Origin of the sequence: Cellulosimicrobium sp. TH-20 (assembly GCF_002105775.1) — a bacterium.
Classification (GTDB): Bacteria; Actinomycetota; Actinomycetes; order Actinomycetales; family Cellulomonadaceae; genus Cellulosimicrobium; species Cellulosimicrobium funkei.
In genome coordinates this window covers 3,178,200-3,199,860 of the sequence record NZ_CP020857.1, presented here as the reverse complement: position 1 = coordinate 3,199,860, position 21,661 = coordinate 3,178,200, and the positions used below count along the sequence as shown (strand labels likewise).

Below are 21,661 nucleotides of genomic sequence, written 5' to 3'. Positions count from 1 at the left end.
GTCCGGCACGGCAGACTAGGACCCGCGGCCCGGACGGGGCCGCACCCTCGTGCCCGCACGGCGGGCACTCGACGAAGGAGCAGAAGTGAGCGACGTTCTCGACGAGCTGCAATGGCGGGGCCTGGTGGCGCAGTCCACCGACGAGGCCGCGCTGCGCGCCGCGCTGGCCGAGGGCCCGATCACCTATTACTGCGGCTTCGACCCGACCGCGCCGAGCCTGCACCACGGGCACCTGGTCCAGCTCCTCCTGCTGCGCCACCTCCAGCTCGCCGGCCACCGGCCGATCGCGCTCGTGGGCGGCGCGACGGGCATGATCGGCGACCCGCGCCAGTCGGGGGAGCGGGTGCTCAACTCGAAGGAGACGGTCGCCGACTGGACCGAGCGTCTGCGCGGCCAGGTCTCGCGCTTCCTGGACTTCGAGGGGGAGAACGCGGCGCGCGTCGTCAACAACCTCGACTGGATCTCGGAGATGTCGGCGATCGACTTCCTGCGCGACGTGGGCAAGCACTACCGCCTCGGCACGATGCTCGCCAAGGACACGGTGGCGCGCCGCCTGAGCTCGGACGAGGGCATCAGCTTCACGGAGTTCAGCTACCAGATCCTCCAGGGCATCGACTTCCACGAGCTGTACCTGCGCCACGGGGTCACGCTGCAGACGGGCGGGAACGACCAGTGGGGCAACCTGCTCTCGGGCGTCGACCTCATCCGTCGGACGGAGGGCGCGTCGGTGCACGTCATGACGACGCCGCTCATCACGAAGGCCGACGGCACGAAGTTCGGCAAGACCGAGGGCGGCGCGGTCTGGCTCGACGCCGACATGATGAGCCCGTACGCGTTCTACCAGTTCTGGCTCAACGCGGCGGACGACGACGTCGTGCGGTTCCTGAAGATCTTCACCTTCCGCTCGCGCGAGGAGATCGCGGAGCTCGAGGCCGCGGTCCGGGAGCGGCCGGGGGCACGGGAGGCGCAGCGCACGCTCGCCGCCGACGTGACGACGCTCGTGCACGGGGCGGCGGCGACCGACGCGGTCATCGCGGCGAGCCAGGCGCTCTTCGGGCGTGGCGAGCTCGACGCCCTCGACGAGCGCACGCTCGAGGCGGCGGTCGCCGAGCTGCCGCGCGCGACGGCGCAGGTCGGCGACCCGGTCGTCGACCTCCTGGTGGCGGCGGGCCTCGTCGCGTCGAAGGGGGCGGCACGCCGCGCGGTCGCGGAGGGCGGCGCGTACGTCAACAACGTCAAGGTCACCGGTGAGGACGCGACGCTCGGGGCCGACGACCTGCTGCACGGACGGTTCGCGCTGCTGCGCCGGGGCAAGAAGACCCTCGGGGTCGCCGTCGCCGGCTGATCCGGAGGGCGAGGGACAGGAGGGGCCGGGCCGCGTCGAGCGGTGCCGGCCCCTCCTGCGTCGGGTCCCGCGAGGGCGGCACGGAGCGGATTTGGCACTCCCGCGGAGCGCGTGTAGTGTTCTCGACGTTCGCCCGGCAGGGAGGAACGGACACCGGGTCTCGATCATCCGAGACGGTGGCTGGTCCCCCGGGCGGTCCCCTCGAAGATCGACAGGGTGCTTCGCGCGCCCTGAGGATGTTCGAGGCTGCTGGCTCCACGGCCGGCCCTCCGAGCTCGGAACACCGAGTTGGAAGGGACACCGAGGATCTGGTAGATTAGAGAAGTTGCCCCAAGCGAGGTTCTGCCCGGTCGGGTGGTGCTGAGTTGGTGTGTGTCGGTTGTTTGAGAACTCAACAGTGTGCTTGTTAGTCAATGCCAAATTTTTGTCCCTGTGGCATGGCTGGCCTGGTTGCCCGTCCGGGTGGTTGGGTTGGTTGTGTCTGGGATTCCTTTGGTTGATTTCGGAAGATGATGTCATCTTTCGTGTTGATGCCAGTTTTGTGAACCCTGTTGGGGTTCGCTTCGTATGGATTGTTCACTGCTGGGTTTTGTCCTGGTGGTGGGCGTTGTTCATTTACGGAGAGTTTGATCCTGGCTCAGGACGAACGCTGGCGGCGTGCTTAACACATGCAAGTCGAACGATGATGCCCAGCTTGCTGGGCGGATTAGTGGCGAACGGGTGAGTAACACGTGAGTAACCTGCCCTTGACTTCGGGATAACTCCGGGAAACCGGGGCTAATACCGGATATGAGCCGCCTTCGCATGGGGGTGGTTGGAAAGTTTTTCGGTCAGGGATGGGCTCGCGGCCTATCAGCTTGTTGGTGGGGTGATGGCCTACCAAGGCGACGACGGGTAGCCGGCCTGAGAGGGCGACCGGCCACACTGGGACTGAGACACGGCCCAGACTCCTACGGGAGGCAGCAGTGGGGAATATTGCACAATGGGCGAAAGCCTGATGCAGCGACGCCGCGTGAGGGATGAAGGCCTTCGGGTTGTAAACCTCTTTCAGCAGGGAAGAAGCGCAAGTGACGGTACCTGCAGAAGAAGCGCCGGCTAACTACGTGCCAGCAGCCGCGGTAATACGTAGGGCGCAAGCGTTGTCCGGAATTATTGGGCGTAAAGAGCTCGTAGGCGGTTTGTCGCGTCTGGTGTGAAAACTCGAGGCTCAACCTCGAGCTTGCATCGGGTACGGGCAGACTAGAGTGCGGTAGGGGAGACTGGAATTCCTGGTGTAGCGGTGGAATGCGCAGATATCAGGAGGAACACCGATGGCGAAGGCAGGTCTCTGGGCCGCAACTGACGCTGAGGAGCGAAAGCATGGGGAGCGAACAGGATTAGATACCCTGGTAGTCCATGCCGTAAACGTTGGGCACTAGGTGTGGGGCTCATTCCACGAGTTCCGTGCCGCAGCAAACGCATTAAGTGCCCCGCCTGGGGAGTACGGCCGCAAGGCTAAAACTCAAAGGAATTGACGGGGGCCCGCACAAGCGGCGGAGCATGCGGATTAATTCGATGCAACGCGAAGAACCTTACCAAGGCTTGACATGCACGAGAAGCCACCAGAGATGGTGGTCTCTTTGGACACTCGTGCACAGGTGGTGCATGGTTGTCGTCAGCTCGTGTCGTGAGATGTTGGGTTAAGTCCCGCAACGAGCGCAACCCTCGTCCCATGTTGCCAGCGGGTTATGCCGGGGACTCATGGGAGACTGCCGGGGTCAACTCGGAGGAAGGTGGGGATGACGTCAAATCATCATGCCCCTTATGTCTTGGGCTTCACGCATGCTACAATGGCCGGTACAAAGGGCTGCGATACCGTAAGGTGGAGCGAATCCCAAAAAGCCGGTCTCAGTTCGGATTGGGGTCTGCAACTCGACCCCATGAAGTCGGAGTCGCTAGTAATCGCAGATCAGCAACGCTGCGGTGAATACGTTCCCGGGCCTTGTACACACCGCCCGTCAAGTCACGAAAGTCGGTAACACCCGAAGCCCATGGCCCAACCGTTCGCGGGGGGAGTGGTCGAAGGTGGGACTGGCGATTGGGACTAAGTCGTAACAAGGTAGCCGTACCGGAAGGTGCGGCTGGATCACCTCCTTTCTAAGGAGCTACCAACCCTCGCCTTGCCGGTGTTTGCCGGTGGGTGGGTGGTTCAGGTGCCACGCCATCGCCGTCCGTGTGGTGGGTGGTTGCTCATGGGTGGAACATTGACGAAAGAGCTTTCTTGGTCTTGCTGGTGTCAGTACCTGCCGGCTCGCACGTGTCTCTTCGGGGTTCGTGTGGGTGGTGGTGGAACATCACGGGTGAGACTGGGGGGCTTGTCGAGCACACTGTTGGGTCCTCAGGTCACCGGCCACCGGTTGGTGGGGTGCCTGGTACGGGCCGGTCCTTGGACCACGAACCGCTTCGTCTGCGCTCTTGTATGAGGGTGTGGGTGGGGTAGGCGGGTCTGGTGGGGTCGGGGTCGTTGGTTGTTTGAGAACTGCACAGTGGACGCGAGCATCTTTGTAAAGATCAAGACGCACCCTTTGGGGTGTGGTTCTTGGTTCTCTGCAGTTTTGTTGTTTTTGTTGAAGTTTTTAAGGGCACAGGGTGGATGCCTTGGCACTAGGAGCCGAAGAAGGACGTGGTAGCCTGCGATAAGCCTCGGGGAGCTGGCAAACGAGCTGTGATCCGAGGGTTTCCGAATGGGGGAACCCCGCACGAGTCATGTCGTGTGACCCGCACCTGAATATATAGGGTGTGTGGAGGGAACGTCGGGAAGTGAAACATCTCAGTACCGACAGGAAGAGATATTCCGTGAGTAGTGGCGAGCGAAAGCGGATGAGGCCAAACCGGGCGCGTGTTCAAGCTGTCAGGCGTTGCGTGTTCGGGGTTGTGGGACCCTTCTGGTGGATCTGACAGTCCACCGGGGAGTAAGAAAGCCGTGTCATAGTCGAACCGCATTGAAAGGCGGACCACAGACGGTGCGAGTCCGGTAGACGAAATGGTGCGGCCTCCCGAAGGGGATCCCAAGTAGCACGGGGCCCGAGAAATCTCGTGTGAATCTGGCAAGACCACTTGCTAAGCCTAAATACTACCTAGTGACCGATAGCGGACCAGTACCGTGAGGGAAAGGTGAAAAGTACCCCGGGAGGGGAGTGAAATAGTACCTGAAACCGTGTGCCTACAATCCGTTGGAGCCTCCTTGGCTGGGGTGACAGCGTGCCTTTTGAAGAATGAGCCTGCGAGTTAGTGCTCAGTGGCGAGGTTAACCCGTGTGGGGAAGCCGTAGCGAAAGCGAGTCCGAACAGGGCGCCCATAGTCGCTGGGTCTAGACCCGAAGCGAAGTGATCTAGCCATGGGCAGGTTGAAGCGCGGGTAAGACCGCGTGGAGGACCGAACCCACCAGGGTTGAAAACCTGGGGGATGACCTGTGGTTAGGGGTGAAAGGCCAATCAAACTTCGTGATAGCTGGTTCTCCCCGAAATGCATTTAGGTGCAGCGTCACGTGTTTCTTGCCGGAGGTAGAGCTACTGGATGGCCGATGGGCCCTACAAGGTTACTGACGTCAGCCAAACTCCGAATGCCGGTAAGTGAAAGCGTGGCAGTGAGACTGCGGGGGATAAGCTCCGTAGTCGAGAGGGAAACAGCCCAGACCACCGGCTAAGGCCCCTAAGCGTGTGCTAAGTGGGAAAGGATGTGGAGTTGCACAGACAACCAGGAGGTTGGCTTAGAAGCAGCCACCCTTGAAAGAGTGCGTAATAGCTCACTGGTCAAGTGATTCCGCGCCGACAATGTAGCGGGGCTCAAGTACACCGCCGAAGCCGTGGCATCTGCGCTCAACTCAGGCCTTCGTGGTCCAGAGGCGCAGGTGGGTAGGGGAGCGTCGTGTGGGCGGTGAAGCCGCGGGGGAACCCAGCGGTGGAGCCCACACGAGTGAGAATGCAGGCATGAGTAGCGAAAGACGGGTGAGAAACCCGTCCGCCGAATGACCAAGGGTTCCAGGGCCAGGTTAATCCGCCCTGGGTAAGTCGGGACCTAAGGCGAGGCCGACAGGCGTAGTCGATGGACAAGGAGTTGATATTCTCCTACCGGCGAAGAACCGCCCATACCGAGCCCGGTGATGCTGACCGCCCAAACCTGCCCATCGACCCTTCGGGGTCACCGGGCAGGGGCGCGCGGGACCCAATCCGGTAGTAGGTAAGCGTATTAACAGGGGTGACGCAGGAAGGTAGCCCGGCGTGGCGATGGTAGACCACGTCCAAGGCTGTAGGCCGTCGGGTAGGCAAATCCGCCCGACATGAAGGCTGAGAGCTGACGGTGAGCGCACAAGCGCGAACTGGGTGATCCTATGCTGCCAAGAAAAGCCTCGGCGCGAGGTTCTAGCCGCCCGTACCCCAAACCGACTCAGGTGGTCAGGTAGAGAATACTAAGGCGATCGAGAGAATCGTGGTTAAGGAACTCGGCAAAATGCCCCCGTAACTTCGGGAGAAGGGGGGCCCGAAGCGTGAACACCCTCGCGGTGGGAGCGTGGACGGCCGCAGAGACCAGGGAGAAGCGACTGTTTACTAAAAACACAGGTCCGTGCGAAGTCGCAAGACGATGTATACGGACTGACGCCTGCCCGGTGCTGGAAGGTTAAGAGGACGGGTCAACCCTTCGGGGTGAAGCTCAGAATTTAAGCCCCAGTAAACGGCGGTGGTAACTATAACCATCCTAAGGTAGCGAAATTCCTTGTCGGGTAAGTTCCGACCTGCACGAATGGCGTAACGACTTCTCCGCTGTCTCAACCGCGAACTCGGCGAAATTGCACTACGAGTAAAGATGCTCGTTACGCGCAGCAGGACGGAAAGACCCCGGGACCTTTACTATAGCTTGGTATTGGTGTTCGGTGCGGCTTGTGTAGGATAGGTGGGAGACTGTGAAGCCCGTACGCCAGTGCGGGTGGAGTCAACGTTGAAATACCACTCTGGCCGCTTCGGGTGTCTAACCTCGGTCCGTGATCCGGACCAGGGACAGTGCCTGGTGGGTAGTTTAACTGGGGCGGTTGCCTCCTAAAATGTAACGGAGGCGCTCAAAGGTTCCCTCAGCCTGGTTGGCAATCAGGTGTCGAGTGCAAGTGCACAAGGGAGCTTGACTGTGAGACTGACAGGTCGAGCAGGGACGAAAGTCGGAACTAGTGATCCGGCGGTGGCTTGTGGAAGCGCCGTCGCTCAACGGATAAAAGGTACCCCGGGGATAACAGGCTGATCTTGCCCAAGAGTCCATATCGACGGCATGGTTTGGCACCTCGATGTCGGCTCGTCGCATCCTGGGGCTGGAGTAGGTCCCAAGGGTTGGGCTGTTCGCCCATTAAAGCGGTACGCGAGCTGGGTTTAGAACGTCGTGAGACAGTTCGGTCCCTATCCGCTGCGCGCGCAGGAAACTTGAGAAGGGCTGTCCCTAGTACGAGAGGACCGGGACGGACGAACCTCTGGTGTGCCAGTTGTTCCGCCAGGAGCACCGCTGGTTGGCTACGTTCGGAAGGGATAACCGCTGAAAGCATCTAAGCGGGAAGCCTGCTTCAAGATGAGGTTTCCATACCCTACGGGGTGAGAGGCACCCAGCAGAACACTGGGTCGATAGGCCGGACGTGGAAGCGGGGACGAAAGACCCGTGCAGCTGACCGGTACTAATCAGCCGACAACTTCAACACCAACACACTTTGCTACGCGTCCACTGTGCGGTTCCCGAACCACCAACACCACACCCCCACACGGGGTGCCCCGGTGTCGAGGAGGTTCAACAGAGTTACGGCGGTCACAGCGAAGGGGAAACGCCCGGTCCCATACCGAACCCGGAAGCTAAGCCCTTCAGCGCCGATGGTACTGCCCTGGAGACGGGGTGGGAGAGTAGGACGCCGCCGGACAACCCTTCACCGAAGGCCCACCCCACACGGGGTGGGCCTTCGGCATTTCCGCGCCCAGCACGCCGACTCGCTGGTGCCGCAGCACGCCGTGCAGAGCGCGTGCGAGAGCCGCCGACCGGACCGGACGCCACCGCGCATCCGCTGCCCTGAGGGACGCCGGGTTGCCGCATCGTCAGCGGGTCGCCGGTGGCACGGCAGGAGCCTCGTCGTCCCGTCGTGGGAGGATGGCCTGCGCAAACTTCAGAACGAGAGGGAACCCCGGTGAACGACACCCCCCGTGAGCCCGAGCCGGATCGTCCGTCCGCGGGCGACGACCGCGGCGGTCGCCGCGACCGTGACGGCCGGCAGGATCCTCCCCGTGAGGGACGTGGCCGGCAGGGCGACCGCCGTGGCGGGCCCGCCCGGGGAGCGGGCCGAGGCGCCGGGGACCAGCGGGGCCGGGGCGAGGGCGGATACCGCGGTCGGCGCGACGACGACCGTGGCCGCCCGGGCGGTGACCGGCCCGCGCGGGACGGGGCGAGCCGCGGTACCGGCGGACGCCCGGACCGCGACCGTCGCGACGGGCCTCGCGGCACCGGTGACGCCCGGAGCGGCGACCGCTCCGAGCGTCGGGGTGCCTGGGGCGAGCGTGGCGACGCGTCGCGTGGTCCCCGGCGGGAGTACGGCGCAGGCCGTGACGACCGCTCTCGTCCTCGCGACGGTGACAGCGGGTCGCGCCCGTGGCGTGACGGTGCGGACCGTCCGGCACGGGGTGGCGACGAGGGTCGGGGTCGCTTCGACCGCGACTCCGCGGGCGGGCGCCGGGGACCGGGGGGACCGCGCGACGATCGCCGCGGCGGTGACCGTCCCGGCGGTGAGCGCCGGGGTCACGCCCCGCGCGCCGGGGCGGGTCGCGACCGCGAGGGCTTCGACCGCCGTCCCGAGCCCCGGCACCCTGCCGGCCCGGACCTGCCCGAGGACGTGCAGATCTCCCAGCTCGACCGCGCGGCGCGCGGCAGGCTCCGGACGCTGAGCAAGGACACCGCGGAGGTCGTCGGGCGTCACCTCGTCATGGCGGGCCGCCTCATCGACACCGACCCGGAGCTCGCGTACGAGCACGCGCAGGCCGCGGTGCGTCGTGCGGGTCGCGTCGACGTGGCGCGCGAGGCCGCGGGCCTGACCGCCTACCGGACCGGACGGTACGCCGAAGCGCTGCGTGAGCTGCGCACGGTGCGCCGTCTCAACGGGTCCTCGGAGCACCTGCCGATCATGGCCGACTGCGAGCGCGGCCTGGGGCGGCCGGAGCGCGCGCTCGCCCTCGCGTCGTCGGACGAGGCCGCGACCTTGGACGACGTCGGCCGGACCGAGCTGGCGATCGTCGTGAGCGGCGCGCGCGTCGATCTCGGCGAGCTCGACGCCGCGCTCGCGGCGCTCGACAACGTGCCGCCGGTCGGCCGCGGCGGCGAGCTCGGCGCCCGCGTGCTCCAGGCGCGCGCGTCCGTCCTGGAGCTCGCCGGCCGCACGGAGGAGGCCGCCGAGATCCTCGCCGGCATCGACGCGCGCCTGCTGGCGGCCGCGCTCGGCGAGGAGGACGAGGACGTCGTCGTCTACGACCTGAGCGAGGAGCTCGAGGAGGCGGACGAGGACGCGGACGGCTCGGAAGAGCCCGACGCCGCGACCGACGAGCGCGGCGGCGCGCCCGAGGCGGTCGAGCCTGGGTCGGCGTCGTCCGGCTCGGACGAGCGCGAGACGGACGGGGACGACCGGTGAGCGCGGGCCTGCTCGCGAGCGACGTCGCGCTCGCAGACCGCTACGACCTCGCGCTCGTCGACCTCGACGGGGTCGCGTACCGCGGGCACGAGCCGATCGAGCACGCGTCCGAGGGCCTCACGGCCGCGCGGGGGCGCGGGATGCGGCTCGTCTTCGTGACGAACAACGCGTCCCGCGAGCCCGAGTCGGTCGCGGAGCAGCTCACCGGTCTCGACATCCCGACGACGCCGGACGAGGTGATGACCGCGGCGCAGGCCGCCGCGGCCCTCCTGCGGACCCGGCTCGAGCCGGGTGCGCGCGTCCTCGTCGTCGGTGGCGCGGGTCTGCTGACGGCGGTGCGCGAGGCGGGCTTCGTCGTCGTGGCGAGCGCGGACGACGAGCCGGACGCCGTCGCGCAGGGGTTCGCGCCCGAGCTCGGCTGGACCCAGCTCGCCGAGGCCGCCTACGCCGTCCAGCGCGGTGCCTGGCACGTGGCGAGCAACCTCGACCTGTCCCTCCCGACGGCCCGCGGGTTCGCGCCGGGCAACGGGTCGCTCGTCGGGGCGGTGCGGGCCGCCACGGGCGTGACGCCCGACAGCGCCGGCAAGCCGTCGCCCACGATGTACGGCCTCGCGATCGACCGGGCGGGCGCGCGGGCGCCGCTGGTCGTCGGCGACCGCCTGGACACCGACCTCGCCGGAGCGCGTGCCGGGGGCTACCCCGGTCTGCACGTGCTCACGGGCGTGAGCACCGCGCGGGACGCGATCCTCGCCGAGCCCGGGCTGCGGCCGCACTACGTGGGGGCGGACCTGCGCAGCCTCCTGGAGCCGCACCCCGCGCCCGAGCGCGGCGCCGAGGGCTGGTGGACGTGCGGTGACAGCGCGGCGCGCGTCGACGACGGCGCACTCCGGCTGGACGTGCGCGGCACGGCGACGATCGACACGGTGCGAGCCGCGGCGTCGGCCACCTGGGCGGCGGTCGACGACGGCCGGCCCGTCGACCCGGCGAGCGTCCCCGACCTCCCGGTGGGGACGCACTGACGGCACGCGCGGCAGATCACTGCGGCGGCGCACGGCGCGCGGCGCGCTTCCGGCACCGCGCGCGGTCGTCCGTGGGACGCTACCGGTAGCGTGGTCCGCGGTCCCGGGACGACGCCCGGGCGACGAGCGACCAGACAGGAGGCAGGACATGACGGACGGTCCGCAGCGACCCGTGCCCGGTCCGCCCCCTGGCCGTGCGGCCGACGCGCGCGTCGGCGACGCCGAGGTGTCGCTCGAACCGGTCCTCGCTCGGCTCGCCGAGCTGGACGGCCTCGCGACGGCTGACCACGTGGGGGTGCTGGAGGCCGTGCACGACGCGCTGGTCGCCGAGCTGGCCCGCGCGGAGGACTGAGCGTGGGGGAGCGGGACGGCGCCCGGCTGGACGGCGAGCTCGTCCGGCGCGGGCTCGCACGGTCACGGCGGCACGCGGCCGAGCTCGTCGCGGCGGGCCGGGTGACGCGCGCCGGGACGGTGCTGACCAAGCCGTCGACCGCCGTCGGCCCCGAGGACCTCGTGGAGGTGACGCCCGACCCGCACGACCCGGGCTATGCGTCCCGGGCCGCGTTCAAGCTCGCGGGCGTGCTCGACGCGCTGGACGCGGCCGGTCGTGCAGGCTCGGCGGAGGCCGGGGGGCTGCCCCGTGCCCCGGTCGTCGACGGTGCGCGATGCCTCGACCTCGGCGCGTCCACGGGTGGTTTCACCGACGTGCTGCTGCGGCGCGGCGCGCGCGAGGTCGTCGCGGTCGACGTGGGCCACGACCAGCTGGTGCCCGCGCTGCGGGCCGACCCGCGCGTCGTCGTGCACGAGGGGCTCAACGTGCGCGACCTGTCGCCCGAGCACGTGGGCGTCGTGCCCGACGTCGTGGTCGGCGACCTCTCGTTCATCTCGCTGGCGATGGTCCTGCCCGCCGTGGCCGGCGTCGTCGGGCCCGGGACGGACCTCCTGCTGCTGGTGAAGCCCCAGTTCGAGGTCGGCCGCGAGCGGCTCGGCAGCGGCGGGGTCGTCCGCGACCCCGCGCTGCACGTCGAGGTCGTCGCCGCGGTCGCGCGGCACGCCGCGCTGGTCGGGCTGCGGCCGATCGCCGTCGTGCCGAGCCCGCTCCCCGGTCCGAGCGGCAACCGCGAGTACTTCTGGTGGCTGCGCGCGGGGGACCCGGGCCGGGCCGACGGCGCGGCGTTCGAGGACGAGGCGCTCGAGGGCGCCGCGGCGCAGGCCGTCGCGTGGCAGCCCGGGCCCGACGGCGGCCCGCCCCCGGTCGTCGCGGTCGCCCGCACCGTGGGCCCGTCCGCCGAGCTGTCCACCGAACCGCCCGATCGACCCTCCGCCGCGGCCGTCCCGCCGCCGGCACCGCACGCCGCACCGGGTGTGCCCGAGACCACCGACCGACCCCTGACCGGAGGAGCAGCGTGACGCGACGCGTCCTGATCGTCACCCACGGCGGCCGCCCCGAGGCGGTCGTCGCGCTGCACGAGGCGGTGAGCGAGCTCGAGCGCGCCGGGTTCGAGGTGACGCTGCACGACGACGACCTCGCGGAGTCGTTCGGCGACCACATGGCGCGCACGCGGGCGCGCGAGGGCGTCGCGGAGTCCGAGGTCGTCATCGTGCTCGGCGGTGACGGCACGATCCTGCGGGCCGCGGAGCTCACCCACGGCACGGGCGTGCCGCTGCTGGGCGTGAACCTGGGCCACGTCGGGTTCCTGGCGGAGAGCGAGCGCGAGGACCTGCGCGCGGCGGTCGGCCGCCTCGCGGCGTTCGACTACACGGTCGAGGAGCGCACGATCGTCGAGGTCCGTGCCTACCTGCCGGGAGAGCCGGAGCCGCTCGTCGGCTGGGCCCTCAACGAGGCGACGGTGGAGAAGGCGCAGCGCGAGCGCATGATCGAGGTCGTGCTCGGCGTCGACGGCCGCCCGCTCTCGTCGTTCGGGTGCGACGGCGTCATCACGGCGACCGCGACGGGGTCGACGGCGCACGCGTTCTCGGCCGGCGGGCCCGTGATGTGGCCCGAGGTCGACGCGGTGCTCGTCGTGCCGCTCGCGGCGCACGCGCTGTTCGCGCGCCCGCTCGTCGTCGGTCCCCGCTCGACGATCACGGTCGACGTGCTGCCGGACTCGGCGTCGTCGGGCGTCCTCACGTGCGACGGCCGCCGCCGCATCGACCTGCCGAACGGCTCGCGCGTCGAGGTGCGGCGCTCGGACACGCCGCTGCGTCTCGCGCGCCTGAGCACGGCGCCGTTCACGGACCGGCTGGTGTCGAAGTTCTCGCTGCCGGTGGTCGGGTGGCGCGAGCGCGCGGCAAGCGTCGCCGCGACGGCGGGCACCACCGCGGAGCGCGCCGCCGCCGCTCCGGGCGGCGCGGGCGAGACGGCCAGGCTCCCGGGCGACGGGGGCACCACGGACGAGGAGGAGTGAGCGTGCTCGAGGAGATCGCGATCGAGAACCTCGGGGTCATCCGGTCGGCGCGCGTCCCGGTCGGCGCCGGGCTGACGGTGATCACGGGCGAGACGGGTGCCGGCAAGACGATGGTCCTCACCGGCCTCGGCCTGCTCATGGGCGGCAAGGCGGACCCGGCGACGGTGCGACCGGGCGCGGCGAGCGCCGTCGTGGAGGGCCGGGTGCGCGTCGCGGACCGCCCGGCGGTCGCGCAGCGCGTCGACGACGCGGGCGGGCAGGTCGACGACGACGGCTCGGTCGTCATCCTGCGCACGGTCGCCGCGGAGGGCCGCTCGCGAGCGCACCTCGGCGGGCGCAGCGTCCCGCAGGGCGTCCTCGCCGAGATCGCCGACGACCTCGTCACGGTGCACGGCCAGTCGGACCAGCTCCGGCTGCGCACCGCGAGCCGACAGCGCACAGCGCTCGACGCGTTCGCCGGGCCGCAGCACGCCGAGCTCCTCGGGCAGTACCGCGAGGCGTGGGCCGAGCGGGCGGCGCTGCAGGCGCAGATCGACGACATCGAGACGCGCGCCGGCGAGCGCGCCCGTGAGGCGGAGCTGCTGCGCCTCGGGCTCGCCGAGGTCGAGCGGGTCGCGCCCCAGCCGGGCGAGGACGTCGAGCTCACCGCGCTCGTCGCGCGGCTCGGGAACGTCGAGGAGCTCCGGGTCGCCGCGCAGCTCGCGCACGACGCCGTCGCGGGAGACGAGGCCGCGGAGCCGCAGGAGAACGCCGTCGTGTCGGTCGACCGCGCGCGCCGCGCGCTCGAGTCGGTGGCCGGGACGGACCCCGCGCTCGCCCGCCTCGCCGAGCGGCTCGCCGAGGTGGGGTACGTGCTGGCCGACGTGGCCACGGAGATCTCGGGCTACGTCGAGGACCTAGCCGCGGACCCGGCGGGTCTCGAGTCCGCGCACGCGCGCCTCGCCGAGCTGGGGACGCTCACGCGCAGCTACGGGGAGACGGTCGACGACGTCCTCGCCTGGGCGAGCGATGCGGGGCTGCGGCTCCTGGACCTGGACGACGGCGGCGAGCGGCTCCAGGCCGCGACGGCGCGCCGCGACGAGCTCGACGCGGAGCTGGACCGGCTCGGCACGGCGATCACGGCCTCGCGCGAGCGGGCCGCCGCCGAGCTCGCCGCGGCCGTGACCGACGAGCTGCGCGGGCTCGCGATGGGCGGGGCGAGCCTCGTCGTGGACGTCGAGCGGGCAGAGGAGCCCGGCCCGTGGGGCGTCGACGCGGTGACGTTCTCGCTCGTCGCGCACGCGGGCGCTCCCGCCCGCCCGCTGGGCAAGGGGGCGTCGGGCGGCGAGCTGTCGCGCGTCATGCTCGCGATCGAGGTCGCGCTCGCGACGGCCGCCGTCGACGGCACCGGCCAGGTGCTGCCCACGTTCGTGTTCGACGAGGTCGACGCCGGGGTCGGGGGCAAGGCGGCCGTGGAGGTGGGGCGCCGGCTCGCGTCGCTCGCGCGGCGCACCCAGGTCGTCGTCGTCACCCACCTCGCGCAGGTCGCGGCGTTCGCGGACGTGCAGCTCGTCGTCACGAAGGCGTCGGGCGAGGGCGACCCGTCGACCGCGGTCACGGTCACCGGTGTGCGCGAGGTCACGGGGGAGGAGCGCGTCCGCGAGCTCGCGCGGATGCTCTCGGGCCAGGAGGACTCCGACGCGGCCCGCCGCCACGCGGTGGAGCTTCTGGAGTCGTCGGTCGTGGGACGATAGGGCACGATGAGACTCACTCTGCGCAAAGCCTCCCTGCCGGAGGCCGGGTCCGGCACGCTCGGCCCGGCCAAGGTCGACGCGCGCACGAAGGCGCTCACGAAGCGGCTCAACCCGGGCGACGTCGCGGTGATCGACCACGTCGACATCGACCGGGTCGCCGCCGACGCGCTCGTCGCCGCGAAGCCGTCCGCCGTGCTCAACGCGGCCAAGTCGGTCTCGGGCCGTTACCCGAACCTCGGCCCCGACGTCCTCGTCGAGGCCGGCATCGTGCTCGTCGACGACCTCGGCCCCGCGATCATGGCGATCCCCGAGGGACGCGTGGTGCGGCTCGACGGCGGCAAGGTCTACCTGGGCGACGACCTCGTCGCCGAGGGCGTGCTGCAGAGCGAGGAGACGGTCGCGCGCAGCCTCGAGGAGGCGCGCGCCAACCTCTCGGTCGAGATCGAGTCGTTCGCCGAGAACACGATGAACTACCTGCGCCGCGAGCGGGACCTCCTGCTCGACGGCGTCGGCGTCCCGGACATCCGTACGTCCATCGAGGGGCGTCAGGTCCTCATCGTCGTGCGCGGCTACCACTACCGCGAGGACCTCGCGACGCTGCGCCCCTACATCACCGAGTACCGCCCGGTGCTCATCGGCGTGGACGGCGGCGCGGACGCGATCCTCGACGCGGGGTGGAAGCCCGACATGATCGTCGGCGACATGGACTCGGTCTCCGACCGCGCGCTGAGCAGCGGCGCGGAGATCGTCGTGCACGCCTACCGCGACGGCAAGGCGCCCGGCCTCGAGCGCGTGCAGGAGCTCGGCGTCGAGCCCGTCGTCTTCCCGGCGACCGGCACGAGCGAGGACATCGCGATGCTCCTCGCCGACGACAAGGGCGCCGAGGTCATCGTCGCCGTCGGCACGCACGCGACGCTCGTCGAGTTCCTCGACAAGGGTCGTGCGGGCATGGCGAGCACGTTCCTCACCCGGCTCCGGGTCGGCGGCAAGCTCGTCGACGCCAAGGGCGTGTCGCGCCTGTACCGGCACCGGATCTCCAACCTCCAGCTCTGGCTCCTGTCGATCGCCGGGCTCCTCGCCGTCGTCGCGGCGCTGTGGTCGACGGCGGCGGGCCAGACGTTCTTCGGGATCGTGGGCGCCCGGTTCGACGACCTCTGGTCGTGGATCGGGACGCTCTTCTCGGGCGGCGGCTGATCCCGCCGGGCCGTCGTGGTCGACGGCCCGCGCACGTGCCTGCGGCCCGTGCCCTCCGGCGGCCAGCGCCGACCCTGACCCTTGCCAGCACGCAGCAGCTCGAACCGAAGGACACCACCGCACAGTGATCGACTTCAGGTACCACATCGTCTCGTTGATCTCGGTCTTCCTGGCGCTCGCCGTGGGGATCATCCTCGGCGCGGGCCCGCTCCAGGGCGCGATCGGCGACCAGCTCACCGGGCAGGTGGAGCAGCTGCGCACCGAGCGCAACGAGCTGCGCGACCAGCTCGACCAGGCGAACGTGACGCTCGGCGACGACGCACGGTACATCGAGGCCGCGGGCCCGCAGCTCGTCGCGGGCTCCCTCCAGGACCGTCGCGTGGCCGTCGTCGACCTGGACGGGGCGGACGACGAGCGCGACGACGCGGTGACCGCGCAGCTCGAGACGGCGGGTGCGTCCGTCGTCGGGCACGTGCGCCTCACGGACTCGTGGACGAGCCAGGACGAGGAGAGCGCGCGGCAGACGGTGGCCGAGGGTCTCGGCGACAAGCTGGGCGACGTCCCGCAGGACGCGACCCCCGAGCAGCGGCTGTCGCGCGCGCTCGCGCTGTCGCTCACGGGGGCGGCGCCGTCGAGCACGGAGGAGCGCAGCCCCGAGGCGCTCGAGCTCGAGGCGCTGCTCGAGCGCTTCGCGCTCGTCGACGTGGTCTCCGAGCAGACGCTGCCCGCGGACGTGGTCCTGCTGCTCGGGGGCTCCGCGCCCTCGCCGGCCACCCCCGCCGCGGAGGGTGAGGAGCCGCCCGCACCCGACACCTACGCGGTCGACATCGAGGTCCAGGTGGCCGTCGCCGCGCAGGAGGTCGCCGGAGCCGCGCTGGTCGCCGGCCCGACGGCGGTCTCGGGCGACGTCGTCTCGACGATCCGCGCGAACGAGGACCTTTCCTCGACCGTCTCGACCGTCAGCGGCATCGAGGCCGAGCCGGGCCGGATCAACGTCCCGCTCGCGCTCGCCGCGCGGCTCGCGGACCAGGTGGGGCAGTTCGGGTTCGAGGAGAGCGCGACGGCCGTCCTCCCGCCCGCGGTCGAGCTCCCGCCGGTGACGCGCACGACGGCGTCCCCCGCCGGCGCGCAGGACGCCGCGGCGGGCGACACCACGGGCGAACCGGCCGGTGACGGGGCCGACGTCGAGCAGGCCGGCGACGGCGCGGGGGAGGGCTGACGTGGGGCGCGCGCTGCGCACGCTCGCGGCCGCCGGCGTCGCCGCGACGGTGACGGCCGCGGCACGCCGCACGGCCGGGTCGCGTGCGCCCGGGGGCGCGGAGCGATGGACCCGGACCAACCACCGGGGCGAGCCGATCAGCCTGCTCGAGGGTCCGGCCGTGGCCGCCGGCCTCGTCGCCGGCACGCTCGCGGCGGGAGGCGACGCCCGCACGCGCGCGGCGGTCGCCCTCGCGACGGCGAGCGCGGGCACGTTCGGCCTCGTCGACGACCTCGCGGAGGACACGACGAGCCGCACCAAGGGTCTGCGCGGCCACCTCGGCGCGCTCGCGCAGGGTCGGGTCACGACGGGTGCGCTGAAGATCCTCGGGATCAGCGGCGTCTCGCTCGTCGCGGCGGCGATCGGCACGCGACGCACGGGCGGTGCCTTCGGGCACCTCGTGGACGTGGGCGTGAACGGCGCGCTCATGGCCGGCACCGCGAACCTGCTCAACCTCCTCGACCTGCGGCCGGGGCGCGCCCTCAAGGCCGCCGGCGCGGCGTCGCTCCCGTACCTCGGCACCGCCGCCGCGCCGACGACGGGGGCCGTCCTGGGTGCCGCCGTCGCCGCGGCCCCGGGGGACCTCGGCGAGCGCGACATGCTCGGCGACTGCGGCGCGAACGCGCTCGGTGCCGCGCTGGGCTCCCAGGTCGCGTTCACCGCGCCTCGCCCGGTGCGCTGGCTCGCTCTGGCGGGCGTCGTGGGGCTCACCCTCGCGAGCGAGAAGGTGAGCTTCTCGAAGGTCATCGAGGGCAACGACGCGCTGCGGCGCGTGGACGCGTGGGGCCGGCGCCCGGCGTGAGCGCGGGGGCGGGGCGGCTGCGCGCCGCCACGGGCACCCTGGCGGGCGCCGCCGCGATGATCACGCTCGTGACGATCGCGAGCCGCCTCGTCGGGTTCGCAAGGTCGCTCGTGCAGTCCTTCGCCGTCGGCACCGAGGGCGTCGGGTCGGCGTTCACGGCGGCGAACCTCCTGCCGAACGTGCTGTTCGAGGTCGCCGCGGGCGGTGCGCTCGCCGGTTCGGTGGTCCCGCTCCTCGCCGGGCCCATCGCCCGGCGCGCGGGCACCGAGGTCTCGCGCATCGCCTCGGCGCTGCTCGGGTGGACGCTCGTCGTGCTCGTCCCGCTCGGGGCGCTGCTCGCGCTCCTCGCGGAGCCGATCGCGTCCCTCCTCATGCTGCCGAAGCATCCCGAGCTCGTCGACGTCACGGCGACCTTCGTGCGTGTGTTCGCCCTCCAGGTGCCGCTCTACGGGCTCGCGGTCGTGCTCGGGAGCATCCTCCAGGCGCACAAGCGGTTCTTCTGGCAGGCGTTCTCGCCGCTCCTGTCGAGCCTCGCGGTCATCGTCGTCTTCCTCGTGTTCGCGGGTCTGGCGGGGGGCGACCAGAAGGACGTCGCCGCGTTGTCGGGCCAGGCCATCGCGTGGCTCGCCTGGGGCACGACGGCGGGCGTCGCCGTCCTCGCGCTGCCCCTCGTGCTCCCCGTGCACCGGCTGGGCGTCCGCCTGCGGCCCACGCTGCGCTTCCCGGGCGGCGAGGCGGTCCGGGCGCGCAACCTCGCGTTCGCGGGCGTGGGGGCGCTCGTCGCGCAGCAGCTCTCGGTGCTCGCGATCATGGGCGCCGCCTACCGGTTCGGGCCGGAGCAGACCTTCCCGACGTACTGGTACGCCCAGCAGGTCTACCTGCTCCCGTACGCGGTGCTGGCGTTCCCGCTCGCGACGAGCACGTTCCCGCGCCTCGCGGAGCACGTCGCGCACGCCCGGCACGACGCCTACCGGCGCCTGCTCGCGACCACGACGCGCACGCTGCTCGTCGTGGCGGGGCTCGGCGTCGCGGCCCTGATCGCCGCGTCGGCGGCCGTCGAGGCGGTCTTCGCCCGCATCGCGACGGGCTCGGTCGACGGGCTCGGTGGAGCGGTCGCCGCGATGGCGGTGGGCATCGTCGGGTTCTCGCTGATCCTGCACCTGTCGCGCGCGCTGTACACGATCGACCGCCAGCGGATCGCGGTCGTCGTGACCGCCGCGGGCTGGCTCGTCGTCGCGGCGGCCGCCTACGTGCTCCCCGCCCTCACGGGCGCCCGCGACCAGGCCGGGGTGCTCCTGCAGCTCGGCCTCGCGACCGCGGTCGGGATGTCGGTCGCGGGCGCGGGGCTGCTCCTCGCGACGCGGCGCCACGCCGGCCCGGACGCGACGCGCGGCGTCCCGCGCACGCTCGTCGTCGTCGCGGTCGGCGTGGCGCTGGGCGCGCTCGCGGGCTCGGCGCTGTCGAGCGTCCTGCTGCCCGACGACGCGGGCTGGCTGCCCGCCGTCGGCGTCGGCGCACTCGCGGCCCTGGTCGCGGGCGTGGTCGTGGTCGGCGTCTCGCTCGTCGGCGACCGCGCGGCCCTCCTGGGCGTCCTGCGGCGCGGGACGCCGAGCACCGGCGACCCGGCCGCTCCCGGGGCGGGCGACGCCGTCGGGCCCACGACGGACGCGCCTGCGGGGGACGAACCCACGACGGAGGTACCCGGCGACACGTCGCCGAGGTGACGCGCCCGTGACGCGCGCCCGGACGCGCGCCGGGTCGCGCGTCGAGGCGAGGGGGACCTCGCCGTGCCGCCCGGTGTGAGCGGACCGACCCTCGGGTCCGCGTGCCGTCGTCGGGCACGCTGTTAGGATGGAGTTCCGTGGCAGATCACCTGAACCGGCCCTCCTCCCGCCTCAACGCCTCGGGCGCTCGTACCGAGCACCGCACCGCGCACGTCTTCGTCACCGGCGGCGTCGCCTCCTCGCTCGGCAAGGGCCTCACGGCGTCCAGCCTCGGTCGTCTGCTCCGCTCGCGCGGCCTGCGCGTCACCATGCAGAAGCTCGACCCGTACCTCAACGTCGATCCCGGGACGATGAACCCGTTCCAGCACGGCGAGGTGTTCGTCACCGAGGACGGCGCCGAGACGGACCTCGACATCGGCCACTACGAGCGCTTCCTCGACGTCGACCTCGAGGCGTCGGCGAACGTCACGACCGGCCAGGTGTACTCCCAGGTCATCGCGCGCGAGCGGCGCGGCGAGTACCTGGGCGACACGGTCCAGGTCATCCCGCACATCACCGACGAGATCAAGACGCGCATGCGCGCCCAGGCCGGTGAGGACGTCGACGTCATCATCACCGAGATCGGCGGCACCGTCGGCGACATCGAGTCGCAGCCCTTCCTCGAGGCGGCCCGCCAGGTCCGCCACGAGCTGGGCCGGGACGACGTCTTCTTCCTCCACGTGTCGCTCGTGCCGTACATCGGCCCGTCGGGCGAGCTCAAGACGAAGCCCACGCAGCACTCCGTCGCGGCGCTGCGGTCCATCGGCATCCAGCCCGACGCGATCGTGCTGCGCGCGGACCGCGTGGTGCCCGAGCCGGTGAAGCGCAAGATCGCCCTCATGTGCGACGTCGACAACGAGGCCGTCGTCAACGCGATCGACGCGCCGAGCATCTACGACATCCCGCGCGTGCTGCACGCGGAGGGCCTCGACGCCTACGTCGTGCGCCGCCTAGGCCTGCCGTTCCACGACGTCGACTGGGACGGCTGGAGCCAGCTCCTCGAGCGCGTGCACCAGCCCGCCCACCGCGTCGAGGTCGCGCTCGTCGGCAAGTACATCGACCTCCCGGACGCCTACCTCTCCGTCACGGAGGCGCTGCGCGCCGGCGGTTTCGCGAACGACGCCAAGGTCACGATCCGCTGGGTCGCGTCCGACGAGTGCCAGACGCCCGAGGGCGCGGACGACGCGCTGCACGGCGTGGACGCCGTCCTCGTGCCCGGCGGGTTCGGCGTGCGGGGCATCGAGGGCAAGCTCGGCGCGCTGCGCTGGGCGCGCGAGAACAGGGTGCCGACCCTCGGCATCTGCCTCGGCCTGCAGTCGATGGTCATCGAGTACGCGCGCAACGTGCTCGGCATCGACGACGCGTCCTCGACCGAGTTCGACCCGGGCACGTCCCACCCCGTCATCGCGACCATGGAGGAGCAGCTCGCGATCGTCGGCGGCGACGGCGACCTCGGCGGCACGATGCGCCTCGGCTCCTACGAGGCTGCGCTCACCCCGGGCTCGGTCGTCGCGAAGACCTACGGCGCGGAGCGCGTCACGGAGCGCCACCGCCACCGCTACGAGGTGAACAACACCTACCGCAAGCAGCTCGAGGAGGCGGGGCTCGTCATCAGCGGGACGTCGCCCGACTCGTCGCTCGTCGAGTTCGTCGAGCTCCCCGCGGACGTCCACCCGTACTACGTGAGCACGCAGGCGCACCCGGAGTTCAAGTCGCGCCCCACGCGTTCGCACCCGCTGTTCAGCGGCCTCGTCCGCGCCGCGCTCGAGAACCAGGCGGACTGAGTGGCCGGCGAGCACCCGGTCGTGGACGCGCTCGCGCCCCGGCCGGTCGTCGAGACGACGGTCGTGCACGAGGGGCGCGTGTTCGACCTGCGGTCCGACGTCGTCGACCTCGGCGACGGCGGCCGCGTCACGCGCGAGTACCTCGACCACCCCGGTGCGGTCGCGATCGTCGCCCTCGACGCGGACGAGCGTGTCCTGCTGCTGCGCCAGTACCGCCACCCGGTGCGGCGCGAGCTGTGGGAGGTGCCCGCGGGCCTGCTCGACGTCGTGGGCGAGGACGGGCGTGTCGCCGCGGCCCGCGAGCTCGCCGAGGAGGCGGACCTTCGGGCGGCCCGGTGGGACGTGCTCGTGGACTACTTCACGACGCCCGGCGGGTCCAACGAGGCGCTGCGCGTGTTCCTGGCGCGCGACCTGTCGCCCGTGCCGGACGACGAGCGGTTCGCGCGCGAGGCCGAGGAGCTCGACATCGAGCTGCGCTGGGTCCCGCTCGACGAGGCGGTGCCCGCCGTCCTCGGGGGCGCGCTGCACAACCCGTCGGCGGTCGTCGGGATCCTCGCGGCCGCCACGTCGCGCGCGGGCGGCTGGGCCTCCCTGCGCCCTGCCGACGCGCCGTGGCCCGAGCGCCGCGGGGGCTGACGGCGACGGGGGCCGGTCCGCGGTCCGTGACGGTCCGACCGCGG

At 71.1% G+C, this 21,661-nt stretch carries 13 protein-coding genes and 3 rRNA genes; all 16 read left to right on the top strand.

Annotated elements, in window-relative coordinates; translation table 11 throughout:
- Positions 1 to 85 precede the first annotated feature (85 nt).
- The 16 genes from tyrS to B8281_RS14125 all read left to right on the top strand — a co-directional run bounded on the left by tyrS (position 86) and on the right by B8281_RS14125 (position 21,617).
- Positions 86 to 1,345 carry a tyrosine--tRNA ligase gene (gene tyrS, locus B8281_RS14205; protein ID WP_085388061.1) on the top strand — a complete coding sequence of 420 codons (1,260 nt, stop codon included), beginning with the start codon at positions 86 to 88 and terminating at the stop codon, positions 1,343 to 1,345.
- Between the two features lie 614 nt (positions 1,346 to 1,959).
- Positions 1,960 to 3,481, top strand: a 16S ribosomal RNA gene (locus B8281_RS14200).
- Between the two features lie 469 nt (positions 3,482 to 3,950).
- Positions 3,951 to 7,058: ribosomal RNA gene (locus tag B8281_RS14195) — 23S ribosomal RNA — on the top strand.
- Positions 7,059 to 7,154: 96 nt separating this feature from the next.
- Positions 7,155 to 7,271 (top strand): 5S ribosomal RNA (gene rrf / locus B8281_RS14190).
- Together the 16S, 23S and 5S rRNA genes form the textbook arrangement of a ribosomal RNA operon.
- Positions 7,272 to 8,231: 960 nt before the next feature.
- Complete coding sequence (locus B8281_RS14180; RefSeq protein ID WP_085951359.1) at positions 8,232 to 9,020, top strand: hypothetical protein; 789 nt, start codon at positions 8,232 to 8,234, stop codon at positions 9,018 to 9,020.
- Positions 9,017 to 10,039, top strand: coding sequence for an HAD-IIA family hydrolase (locus B8281_RS14175; protein WP_043658028.1), 1,023 nt, complete (start codon positions 9,017 to 9,019; stop codon positions 10,037 to 10,039). Before B8281_RS14180 ends, B8281_RS14175 begins: the two co-directional genes overlap by 4 nt.
- A 148-nt stretch (positions 10,040 to 10,187) precedes the next feature.
- Entirely contained in the window at positions 10,188 to 10,391 is a 204-nt protein-coding gene (locus B8281_RS14170; RefSeq protein WP_085388060.1) for a hypothetical protein, read from the top strand.
- A gap of 2 nt (positions 10,392 to 10,393) precedes the next feature.
- A complete protein-coding gene (locus B8281_RS14165; RefSeq protein WP_232322578.1) occupies positions 10,394 to 11,449 on the top strand; it encodes a TlyA family RNA methyltransferase in 1,056 nt (351 codons plus the stop codon).
- Entirely contained in the window at positions 11,446 to 12,447 is a 1,002-nt protein-coding gene (locus B8281_RS14160; RefSeq protein WP_034650767.1) for an NAD kinase, read from the top strand. The genes B8281_RS14165 and B8281_RS14160 overlap by 4 nt, the downstream gene beginning before the upstream one ends.
- Positions 12,448 to 12,449: 2 nt before the next feature.
- Complete coding sequence (gene recN / locus B8281_RS14155) at positions 12,450 to 14,180, top strand: DNA repair protein RecN (protein ID WP_085388785.1); 1,731 nt, start codon at positions 12,450 to 12,452, stop codon at positions 14,178 to 14,180.
- 6 nt (positions 14,181 to 14,186) lie between these two features.
- A complete protein-coding gene (gene steA / locus B8281_RS14150) occupies positions 14,187 to 15,374 on the top strand; it encodes a putative cytokinetic ring protein SteA (protein WP_021482582.1) in 1,188 nt (395 codons plus the stop codon).
- Positions 15,375 to 15,498: 124 nt separating this feature from the next.
- Positions 15,499 to 16,593 (top strand): copper transporter, encoded by a 1,095-nt coding sequence (locus B8281_RS14145; protein ID WP_085388059.1) that lies wholly within the window; start codon positions 15,499 to 15,501, stop codon positions 16,591 to 16,593.
- A gap of 1 nt (position 16,594) precedes the next feature.
- Entirely contained in the window at positions 16,595 to 17,434 is an 840-nt protein-coding gene (locus B8281_RS14140; RefSeq protein WP_085388058.1) for a hypothetical protein, read from the top strand.
- Positions 17,431 to 19,158 carry a murein biosynthesis integral membrane protein MurJ gene (gene murJ, locus B8281_RS14135; protein ID WP_232322577.1) on the top strand — a complete coding sequence of 576 codons (1,728 nt, stop codon included), beginning with the start codon at positions 17,431 to 17,433 and terminating at the stop codon, positions 19,156 to 19,158. The genes B8281_RS14140 and murJ overlap by 4 nt, the downstream gene beginning before the upstream one ends.
- A 137-nt stretch (positions 19,159 to 19,295) precedes the next feature.
- On the top strand, positions 19,296 to 20,981 hold the full coding sequence (locus B8281_RS14130; RefSeq protein ID WP_085388057.1) for a CTP synthase: 1,686 nt from the start codon (positions 19,296 to 19,298) through the stop codon (positions 20,979 to 20,981).
- On the top strand, positions 20,982 to 21,617 hold the full coding sequence (locus B8281_RS14125; protein WP_085388056.1) for an NUDIX hydrolase: 636 nt from the start codon (positions 20,982 to 20,984) through the stop codon (positions 21,615 to 21,617). It begins immediately after the preceding gene.
- Positions 21,618 to 21,661: the final 44 nt, after the last annotated feature.